Here is a 9,784-nt window from a genome sequence, read left to right on the forward strand (position 1 = left end):
TCCTTCGGCGTGCCCGAGGGTGACGGTCGCACCGGGCGAGTGCCCCACCCGACCGGGACACTCGTAGGGCAGTGGCTCAATTGGTAGAGCACCGGTCTCCAAAACCGGCGGTTGGGGGTTCGAGTCCCTCCTGCCCTGCGTCGCACGTGTGGTTCGTCCACGACTGCATCCGAACGATGGGTGCCTTCGCGGTCGCGCCGCGCGCAAAGGCACCGACATGGCAACGAACGTGAAGAGGCACCGTGACTGACGTGGGTCAGACCAGGACTCCCTCCAAGCCCGCCAAGGGCAAGGAGTCGGGCGGCAACCCCATTTCCCGGTGGGTCAAGGCACTGACCCTGTTCGTCAGCCAGATCCTCGATGAGCTGCGCAAGGTCGTCCGCCCGACTCGTAACGAGCTGTGGAACTACACGCTCGTCGTCATCGTCTTCGTCACCGTGATGATGGCCCTCGTGTCCGGGCTCGACCTGGGCTTCAGCAAGCTCGTCGGGTTGGTGTTCGGCTCCTGACGCCGCGCCGCAAGGCGCCATCACGGCCGCACCATCCGGCATTCACCGAACAAGGAAGAGGTTTCCCGTGTCCGACCAGTGGACCGACAACCCCGACGCAGCGTCCGACGACGCGCCCGAGGTGCTGCCCGACACCGTGACCGAGGGGTCGCGTGAGGCGGACTCGGTGGCCGAGGGGCTGGACGCCGCCGTGGGTGTCGACAGCGCCGACGACGTGGACACCTCCGCCGACGATGACGTGGACACCTCCGCCGACGATGACGCCGCCGAGACCCCGGTTGCCTCCGCGACCGACGAGGACGGCGACCGCCTCGACGTGGTCGACCCGGTCCAGGCGTTCAAGGACGACCTGCGCAGCAAGGTCGGCGACTGGTACGTCGTGCACTCCTACGCCGGCTACGAGAACCGCGTGAAGGCCAACCTCGAGACCCGCATCACCTCCTTGAACATGGAGGACTACATCTTCGAGATCCAGGTCCCGATGGAAGAGGTCACCGAGATCAAGGGTGGCCAGCGCAAGCTCGTCCGCCGGGTCCGGATGCCGGGATACGTCGTCGTCCGCATGGACCTCACCGACGAGTCGTGGGGCGCCGTGCGCCACACCCCCGGGGTCACCGGGTTCGTCGGGAACGCGCACCAGCCGGTGCCGCTGACCTTCGACGAGGTCTACTCGATGATCAAGCCGGCCGACCTCGAGGCCGCTGCGGCCGCCGCGGCAGCGGGCGGCACGGCATCCGCGTCGAGCGCGGGGCGCGAGACCACGGTCGTCGACTTCGAGGTCGGCGAGTCCGTCACCGTCATGGACGGGCCCTTCGAGACCCTGCCCGCCACGATCTCCGAGATCAACGCCGACACCCAGAAGCTCAAGGTGCTCGTGTCGATCTTCGGTCGCGAGACCCCGGTCGAGCTGTCGTTCAGCCAGGTCACCAAGCTGTAGGACCCTGCCCCGGGGTTCGGGGCTGCAAAGGGGTCATCGCCCACGGCGTCGGCCCGTCACCACCACCACAAGGACAGAACATGCCCCCCAAGAAGAAGAAGATCTCCGGGTACATCAACCTGCAGATCCAGGCCGGCGCGGCCACCCCGGCGCCGCCGGTCGGCCCCGCGCTCGGTCAGCACGGTGTCAACATCATGGAGTTCGTCAAGGCGTACAACGCGGCGACCGAGCACCAGCGCGGCAGCATCATCCCCGTCGTCATCACGGTCTACGAAGACCGCACCTTCGACTTCATCACCAAGACGCCCCCGGCGTCGGAGCTGATCAAGAAGGCCGCGGGTGTCCAGAAGGGCGCCGGCGAGCCGCACAAGGTCAAGGTCGGCAAGCTCACCAAGGACCAGGTCCGCGAGATCGCCGAGGTCAAGATGCCCGACCTCAACGCCAACGACATCGACGCCGCGATGAAGATCATCGCCGGCACCGCCCGCCAGATGGGTATCACCACCGAGCTCTGAGCCCGGACCGGCGCCCGCCCGTGCGGGTGCCACGGCATCCGAACCCGGATGCCGGTGGGGCGCCACGTCGGCGCCCCACCGGTGGCAGGGCCAGCGCTGGCCCGTTGACCACACCTCCACCGCAGCACACCAGGAGCAGCACATGAAGCGCAGCAAGTCCTACCGCGCCGCCGCCGAGAAGATCGACGCCGACGTCACCTACGCCCCGCTCGACGCCGTTCGCCTCGCGAAGAAGACCGCGTCGGCCAAGTACGACGAGACCGTCGAGGTCGCCATGCGCCTCGGTGTCGACCCCCGCAAGGCCGACCAGATGGTCCGCGGCACGGTCAACCTCCCGCACGGCACGGGCAAGACCGCCCGCGTCCTCGTCTTCGCCAACGGCGACAAGGCCGAGGCCGCCAAGGCTGCCGGCGCCGACTTCGTCGGTTCCGACGACCTGCTCGAGAAGGTCGCCGGCGGCTGGCTCGACTTCGACGCCGTCGTCGCCACCCCTGACCTCATGGGCAAGGTCGGTCGTCTCGGCAAGGTCCTGGGCCCCCGCGGCCTCATGCCCAACCCGAAGACCGGCACGGTCACGATGGACACGGCCAAGGCCGTCACCGACATCAAGGGCGGCAAGATCGAGTTCCGCGTCGACAAGCACGCGAACCTCCACTTCATCATCGGCAAGGTCTCCTTCGACGAGAAGGCGCTCGTCGAGAACTACGCGACCGCCCTCGAGGAGATCCTGCGTCTGAAGCCCTCGGCCTCCAAGGGCCGCTACATCGCCAAGGCCACGCTGGCCACGACGATGGGCCCCGGCATCCCGCTCGACGCGACGCGCACCCGCAACCTCCTCGAGGAGACCGCGGACGCCTGATCGTCCCAGCGCGACACCACGAGAGCCCGCCTCCCCGATGGGGGAGGCGGGCTCTCGCGTCATCCGTGAGGACGATCGGGCGACGACCCCGACCCGGCGCCACGTCGCGACACGCCGGGCCCCACCCGCTGAGGGCGAGTCAACCCGGGTTGGGCGTCAGTACGCTCGGATCCACGCAGGCGGCCAGACGGCACCGGCGCCGAGCGAGCGGACAGGAACCGTCCATGGAGACCACGCGTGCCGCGGCCCCCATCCCGCGACCTCTCCTCATCCTGCTCGGTGTGGCTGCGGCCGTGGTGGCCGTGGCCGGCATGCGGGCCGGCGCCTGGCTCCTCGCACCCACGGCGCTGGCGGTGGTGCTCGTCGTCACCGTGTCGCCGGTACGCGGGGTCCTGGAGCGCCGTGGGGCGCCCGCGTGGGCCGGGATCCTCGCGACGATCGCGCTCGTCTACCTCATCGTCATCGCCCTCGTGGCCTCGCTCGCCGTCTCGGGAGCGAAGCTCGCCAGCCTCATCCCCCAGTACGCAACGCAGATGGATGACCTCGTCGCCAGCGTCAGCACCTCGCTGCGGAGCCTGGGTTTGCAGGACGAGCAGGTGGATGCCGTCGCGTCGAGCGTCGACCTGGGCCGGCTGGCGGGTGTCCTCACCGGGCTCACGGCCAACCTCGTGGGCATCCTCGCCAGCCTGGCCTTCGTCGCAACCCTCGTGCTGTTCATCGGGTTCGACTCGGGCAAGTTCCCGGCCCACCTGCTCGCGGCCCGGGAGGAACGCCCGAACGTGGTGGCGTCACTGACGTCCTTCGCGCAGGGGACGCGCACCTACCTCACGGTGTCGACGGTGTTCGGCCTCATCGTCGCGGCCATCGACACCGTCGTGCTGGCCCTGCTCGGGATCCCGGGGGCGTTCGTCTGGGGTGTCCTCGCGTTCGTCACGAACTTCATCCCGAACGTCGGGTTCGTCATCGGGGTGATCCCGCCGGCGATCATCGGCCTGCTCGAGGGCGGCCCCGGTCTCATGTTCGCCGTCATCGTGCTGTACTCCGTCATCAACGTCGTGATCCAGTCGATCATCCAGCCGAAGTACCAGGCGGACGCGCTGGGCCTCACGACGACGCTGACCTTCCTGTCGCTCGTCTTCTGGGCCTGGGTGCTCGGCCCGCTCGGCGCGATCCTCGCCCTGCCGCTGACCCTGCTCCTCAAGGCGCTGTTCGTCGACGTCGATCCGGGGTCGCAGTGGCTCGGCCCGCTGCTGTCCGGGGTCCCCGCCCCAGCAGCCGACCCCGAACCCGCAACCGCCACCACCCCCGAACCTGCAAATCCCCCCATGCCCCCTGCAGCTGTCGGCCCCCCTGCTGCAACCACCATCCCCGACGCCACGGAAGAACCGGAGACATCACCATGACCAAGGAGTCCCTCACCGCATCCTGGAAGCTGCTGGTCCTGCGCGGCCTGATCGGCATCGTCTTCGGCATCGTGGCGATGGCCTGGCCGCAGCAGACCATCGTCGTCGTCGTGGTGCTCTGGGGAGTGTGGGCCCTCGTCGACGGCATCGGCCTGGCCGCCAACGCCTTCACCGAGGGCCTGGGCCGCGGGCAGCGGATGCTGCTGCTCGGCATGGCGGCCGTCGCTCTCGTCGTCGCCTTCCTGGCCTTCACCCGACCGGGCATGGCGGCCGCCGCCCTGACCTGGGTGCTCGGCATTTGGCTGCTCGTGCGCGGCGTCTTCGAGCTGGTGGGTGCCCTCGGGACGGTGCAGGTCGCGCCGCGCTGGCTGCTGGTGCTCGGTGCGCTGCTCGACATCGCGCTCGGCTGGATCTTCATCGCCAACCCGGGGCGGGCCGTCGTCGGCATCGTCTGGCTGCTCGGAGTCATCGCCGTCGCCTGGGGTGTCGTCTTCCTCGTGCTCGGGCTGATCGTGCGCCGCAAGGCCGCAGAACTGCCGGATGCCGTGTCCGCCTGACCGCCAGGTTCTCGGTTCACCCTCGATCAGCCGGCCCACACCAAGGGCCGGCTGATCGACGCGATTTGGGTCTCACCGCCTCGACCCGTACCCTTGGGCTTGACCAAAGACCGCCGGTTGTCGCGTGCACCCGCACGTGACCGAAGGTTCCGCGTGAGAGCGGGCAACCAGCGCAGGCCGCGACATCAGATGTCGGATGCCGTGAAGCTCGCTTCACGTCCGCCCTCCTGAGCCCCGTGCCCTGCGCCGGGGCTCTTTCTCGTGTCGGGCCCCTCGACCGGAGGTCCACACGACGGAAGGAGGCGCCCATGTCTCGTGCCGACAAGGCAGCGGCCATCGCCGAGCTCTCTGACAAGTTCAAGAGCTCGAACGCCGCCGTCCTCACGGAGTACCGCGGGCTCACGGTGAAGCAGATCACCGACCTGCGCAACTCCCTGCGGGGCAACGCGACCTACGCCGTGGTCAAGAACACGCTGACCGAGCTCGCCGCCAAGGACGCCGGGGTGACCGCGTTCGACGGTCAGCTCGTCGGACCGACCGCCATCGCCTTCGTTGAGGGCGACCCGGTCGAGGCTGCCAAGGGTCTGCGTGACTTCGCCAAGGCAAACCCGCTCCTGGTGATCAAGGGCGGTGTGCTGGACGGCAAGGCCCTCAGCGCCGCCGAGATCACCAAGCTCGCGGACCTCGAGTCCCGCGAGGTTCTCCTCGCCAAGCTGGCAGGCGCCATGAACGCCTCGCTCAGCAAGGCGGTCTACCTCTTCGCCGCTCCGCTCTCGCAGGCCGCTCGCACGGTCGACGCGCTGCGGGCGAAGGTCGAGACGGAGGGCCCGGACTCCGGTGCCGCCGCCCCGGCCGCGGCCGACGAGTCCCCCGCTGACGCCGCACCCGCGGCCGAGGCCACCGACGTCGCCGAGGGTGGCGACGCGGAGTGATCCGACACCCGGGCAACCGGGTTCGGTGACTCCACCACCAAAACGCCACTCACGGCATACCGCAGTTCAGAAAGGACGCCATCATGGCCAAGCTCAGCACCGACGAGCTCCTTGACGCCTTCAAGGAGATGACCCTCATCGAGCTCTCCGAGTTCGTGAAGCAGTTCGAGGAGACCTTCGGGGTCACCGCCGCCGCCCCGGTCGCCGTGGCCGCAGCGGGCGCCCCCGCCGGTGGCGGCGACGCCGCCGCCGCCGAGGAGCAGGACGAGTTCGACGTCGTCCTCGAGTCCGCCGGCGAGAAGAAGATCGCCGTCATCAAGGAGGTCCGCGCGCTGACCTCCCTCGGCCTCAAGGAGGCCAAGGACCTCGTCGACGGCGCCCCCAAGGCCGTCCTCGAGAAGGTCGACAAGGCTGCGGCCGACAAGGCCAAGGAGCAGCTCGAGGGCGCCGGCGCCACCGTCACCCTCAAGTGACCAGGTCCCCCTCGGGGGACTGAAGCACCGCCAACGGGCGGGTTCGGACCACACGGTCCGGGCCCGCCCGTCGTGCGTGTGCCTGAGCCAGTTGTGCACAGATCGGGGGGTTGCCTTGACGACCGGGTGTCCGACCGTCATCCTGATGCGGTCCACCGCTTCGGCAGTGGGCCGCAACCGGAGCCAGGGGGCTTGACTCGGTTGGACAGGTGTGCCTTCTTCGGGTATGTTGTCACTTTGCGCTGCCCCCTACCTGCCCCCACTCGTCGCTGAGTCGTCGCGCCGCCATGCCCCCGGTTACCCGGGAGGAAACGCGGCCGGTGTCCACGACGGGCGGTTCCGGTGGGTGCAGCCAGCCCAGATGTTCTGAACAGGCCTGTGGAAGGAACCCTCCTTGGCTGCCTCGCGCACCACGTCCAAGCACATGAACACCGCAATGACGGTGACCGGCCGGCTCTCCTTCGGGAAGATCCGTGAGCCGATGGAGGTCCCCGACCTCCTTGCCCTCCAGACCGAGAGCTTCGACTGGCTCCTCGGCAACGAGCGCTGGCAGGCCCGGGTCGCCGCGGCCAAGGCGGAGGGGCGCACCGACGTCCCCGACCGCTCCGGCCTCGAGGAGATCTTCGAGGAGATCTCTCCCATCGAGGACTTCAGCGGCTCGATGTCGCTGAGCTTCCGCGACCACCGCTTCGAGGAGGTCAAGTACTCGATCGAGGACTGCAAGGAGCGGGACCAGACCTACTCCGCACCCCTGTTCGTCACCGCGGAGTTCATGAACAACACCACCGGTGAGATCAAGAGCCAGACGGTCTTCATGGGCGACTTCCCGCTCATGACCGAGCGTGGCACCTTCATCATCAACGGTACCGAGCGCGTCGTCGTCTCGCAGCTCGTCCGCAGCCCGGGCGTCTACTTCGAGCGCACGCCCGACAAGACGTCCGACAAGGACATCTACACCACCAAGGTCATCCCGAGCCGCGGTGCCTGGCTCGAGTTCGAGATCGACAAGCGCGACATGGTCGGCGTTCGCGTCGACCGCAAGCGCAAGCAGTCGGTCACGGTCCTGCTGAAGGCCCTGGGTTGGACGAACGAGCGCATCCTCGAGGAGTTCGGCGACTACGAGTCGATGCGACTCACCCTCGAGAAGGACCACACCACGGGTCAGGACGACGCGCTCCTGGACATCTACCGCAAGCTGCGTCCGGGCGAGCCGCCGACCAAGGAGGCCGCGCAGACCCTGCTCGACAACCTCTACTTCAACGGCAAGCGCTACGACCTGGCCAAGGTCGGCCGGTACAAGATCAACAAGAAGCTGGGCCTGGAGAGCGAGCTGTCGCAGTCGACGCTCACCATCGAGGACATCGTCTCCACGATCAAGTACATCGTCGCGCTGCACGCCGGCGAGGAGACCATGCCCGGCCACCGCCGCGGCGAGGCCGTCGACATCCGCGTCGAGACCGACGACATCGACCACTTCGGCAACCGCCGCCTGCGCAACGTCGGCGAGCTCATCCAGAACCAGGTCCGTACCGGCCTGTCCCGGATGGAGCGCGTCGTGCGCGAGCGGATGACGACCCAGGACGTCGAGGCGATCACGCCCCAGACCCTGATCAACATCCGCCCGGTCGTGGCGTCGATCAAGGAGTTCTTCGGCACCAGCCAGCTCTCCCAGTTCATGGACCAGAACAACCCGCTCGCCGGCCTGACGCACAAGCGTCGCCTGTCGGCGCTCGGCCCGGGTGGTCTCTCACGCGACCGCGCCGGCATGGAGGTCCGTGACGTCCACTCCTCGCACTACGGCCGCATGTGCCCGATCGAGACCCCGGAAGGCCCGAACATCGGCCTCATCGGCTCGCTCGCGTCCTACGGTCGCATCAACGCCTTCGGCTTCATCGAGACCCCGTACCGCAAGGTCACCGAGGGTCGCCTGACCGACGACGTGCACTACCTGTCCGCCGACGAGGAGGACGAGCACGTCATCGCCCAGGCCAACGCCACCCTCAACGAGGAGGGCACCGCCTTCGCCCACGAGCGCGTGCTCGTGCGCGTCAAGGGTGGCGAGGTCGAGTACGTCCCGGCCGTCGACGTCGACTACATCGACGTCTCCGCCCGCCAGATGGTGTCCGCGGCGACCGCGCTGATCCCGTTCCTCGAGCACGACGACGCCAACCGTGCGCTCATGGGCTCGAACATGCAGCGTCAGGCCGTCCCGCTCGTTCGGGCCGAGGCCCCGCTCGTCGGCACCGGCATGGAGTACCGCGCCGCGGTCGACTCCGGTGACGTCGTCGTGGCCGAGAAGGCCGGTGTCATCACCGAGGTGTCCGCCGACCTGGTCACCGTCGCCGGTGACGACGGCACGACCCGCACCTACCGGATCAACAAGTTCAACCGGTCCAACCAGGGCAACTCCTACAACCAGCGCGTCATCGTCTCCGAGGGTGACCGCGTCGAGGCCGGCGGCCTCATCGCCGACGGTCCCGCGACCGACGGTGGCGAGATGGCCCTCGGGCGCAACCTGCTCGTGGCGTTCATGCCGTGGGAGGGCCACAACTACGAGGACGCCATCATCCTCAGCCAGCGGCTCGTGCAGGACGACGTCCTGTCCTCGATCCACATCGAGGAGCACGAGGTCGACGCGCGCGACACCAAGCTCGGCCCCGAGGAGATCACCCGGGACATCCCGAACGTCTCCGAGGAGGTCCTGGCCGACCTCGACGAGCGCGGCATCATCCGCATCGGCGCCGAGGTCCGCGACGGCGACCTGCTCGTCGGCAAGGTCACGCCCAAGGGTGAGACCGAGCTGACCCCGGAGGAGCGCCTGCTCCGTGCGATCTTCGGTGAGAAGGCGCGCGAGGTGCGCGACACCTCCCTGAAGGTGCCCCACGGCGAGACCGGCACCGTCATCGGCGTCAAGGTCTTCGACAAGGACGAAGGCGACGAGCTGCCCCCGGGCGTGAACCAGCTGGTGCGCGTCTACGTGGCCAACAAGCGCAAGATCACCGACGGTGACAAGCTCGCTGGCCGCCACGGCAACAAGGGCGTCATCTCCAAGATCCTCCCGGTCGAGGACATGCCCTTCCTCGAGGACGGCACGCCGGTCGACGTCGTGCTGAACCCGCTCGGTGTCCCCGGACGCATGAACGTGGGCCAGATCCTCGAGCTGCACCTGGGTTGGGCAGCCAGCCGTGGCTGGACGATCGACGGTGACCCGGAGTGGGCCCGCCTCATTCCGGACGACGCCCGCTCGGCCCCGGCCGGCACCCGCGTCGCCTCCCCGGTGTTCGACGGTGTCCGCGAGGACGAGATCATCGGTCTGCTCGACTCGACGACCAAGACCCGTGACGACGTTCGCCTCATCGACGGCAGCGGCAAGGCGCGGCTGTTCGACGGTCGCTCCGGCGAGCCCTTCCCCGAGCCCGTCTCGGTCGGCTACATGTACATCCTCAAGCTGCACCACCTCGTGGACGACAAGATCCACGCGCGCAGCACCGGCCCCTACTCGATGATCACCCAGCAGCCGCTCGGCGGTAAGGCCCAGTTCGGTGGCCAGCGCTTCGGTGAGATGGAGGTCTGGGCCCTCGAGGCGTACGGCGCCGCCT

The 9,784-nt window shown here is 68.6% G+C and carries 9 protein-coding genes and 1 tRNA gene; all 10 read left to right on the forward strand.

Features of this window, described 5'->3' with window-relative positions:
- Positions 1-65 precede the first annotated feature (65 nt).
- Positions 66-138: transfer RNA gene (locus PLL68_RS04440), tRNA-Trp, on the forward strand.
- 113 nt (positions 139-251) lie between these two features.
- Positions 252-509: a preprotein translocase subunit SecE gene (secE, locus tag PLL68_RS04445; RefSeq protein WP_324532022.1), complete on the forward strand. Its 258-nt coding sequence runs from the start codon at positions 252-254 to the stop codon at positions 507-509.
- Between the two features lie 67 nt (positions 510-576).
- Positions 577-1,446, forward strand: coding sequence for a transcription termination/antitermination protein NusG (gene nusG / locus PLL68_RS04450; RefSeq protein WP_502910666.1), 870 nt, complete (start codon positions 577-579; stop codon positions 1,444-1,446).
- A gap of 80 nt (positions 1,447-1,526) precedes the next feature.
- Positions 1,527-1,961, forward strand: coding sequence for a 50S ribosomal protein L11 (gene rplK, locus PLL68_RS04455; protein WP_159900952.1), 435 nt, complete (start codon positions 1,527-1,529; stop codon positions 1,959-1,961).
- A gap of 142 nt (positions 1,962-2,103) precedes the next feature.
- Positions 2,104-2,820, forward strand: a complete 717-nt coding sequence (rplA, locus tag PLL68_RS04460; RefSeq protein ID WP_159900950.1) for a 50S ribosomal protein L1 — start codon at positions 2,104-2,106, stop codon at positions 2,818-2,820.
- A gap of 224 nt (positions 2,821-3,044) precedes the next feature.
- Positions 3,045-4,223, forward strand: a complete 1,179-nt coding sequence (locus PLL68_RS04465) for an AI-2E family transporter (RefSeq protein WP_324532025.1) — start codon at positions 3,045-3,047, stop codon at positions 4,221-4,223.
- On the forward strand, positions 4,220-4,780 hold the full coding sequence (locus PLL68_RS04470) for an HdeD family acid-resistance protein (RefSeq protein WP_324532027.1): 561 nt from the start codon (positions 4,220-4,222) through the stop codon (positions 4,778-4,780). The genes PLL68_RS04465 and PLL68_RS04470 overlap by 4 nt, the downstream gene beginning before the upstream one ends.
- A gap of 308 nt (positions 4,781-5,088) precedes the next feature.
- Positions 5,089-5,712 (forward strand): 50S ribosomal protein L10, encoded by a 624-nt coding sequence (gene rplJ, locus PLL68_RS04475; protein WP_324532029.1) that lies wholly within the window; start codon positions 5,089-5,091, stop codon positions 5,710-5,712.
- An 83-nt stretch (positions 5,713-5,795) separates the two neighbouring features.
- A complete protein-coding gene (gene rplL / locus PLL68_RS04480) occupies positions 5,796-6,185 on the forward strand; it encodes a 50S ribosomal protein L7/L12 (protein ID WP_324532030.1) in 390 nt (129 codons plus the stop codon).
- A gap of 394 nt (positions 6,186-6,579) precedes the next feature.
- On the forward strand, positions 6,580-9,784 hold a 3,205-nt coding region (rpoB, locus tag PLL68_RS04485; protein ID WP_324532032.1), incomplete at its 3' end, for a DNA-directed RNA polymerase subunit beta.

The organism is Ornithinibacter sp. (assembly GCF_035443565.1).
GTDB lineage: Bacteria > Actinomycetota > Actinomycetes > Actinomycetales > Dermatophilaceae > Fodinibacter.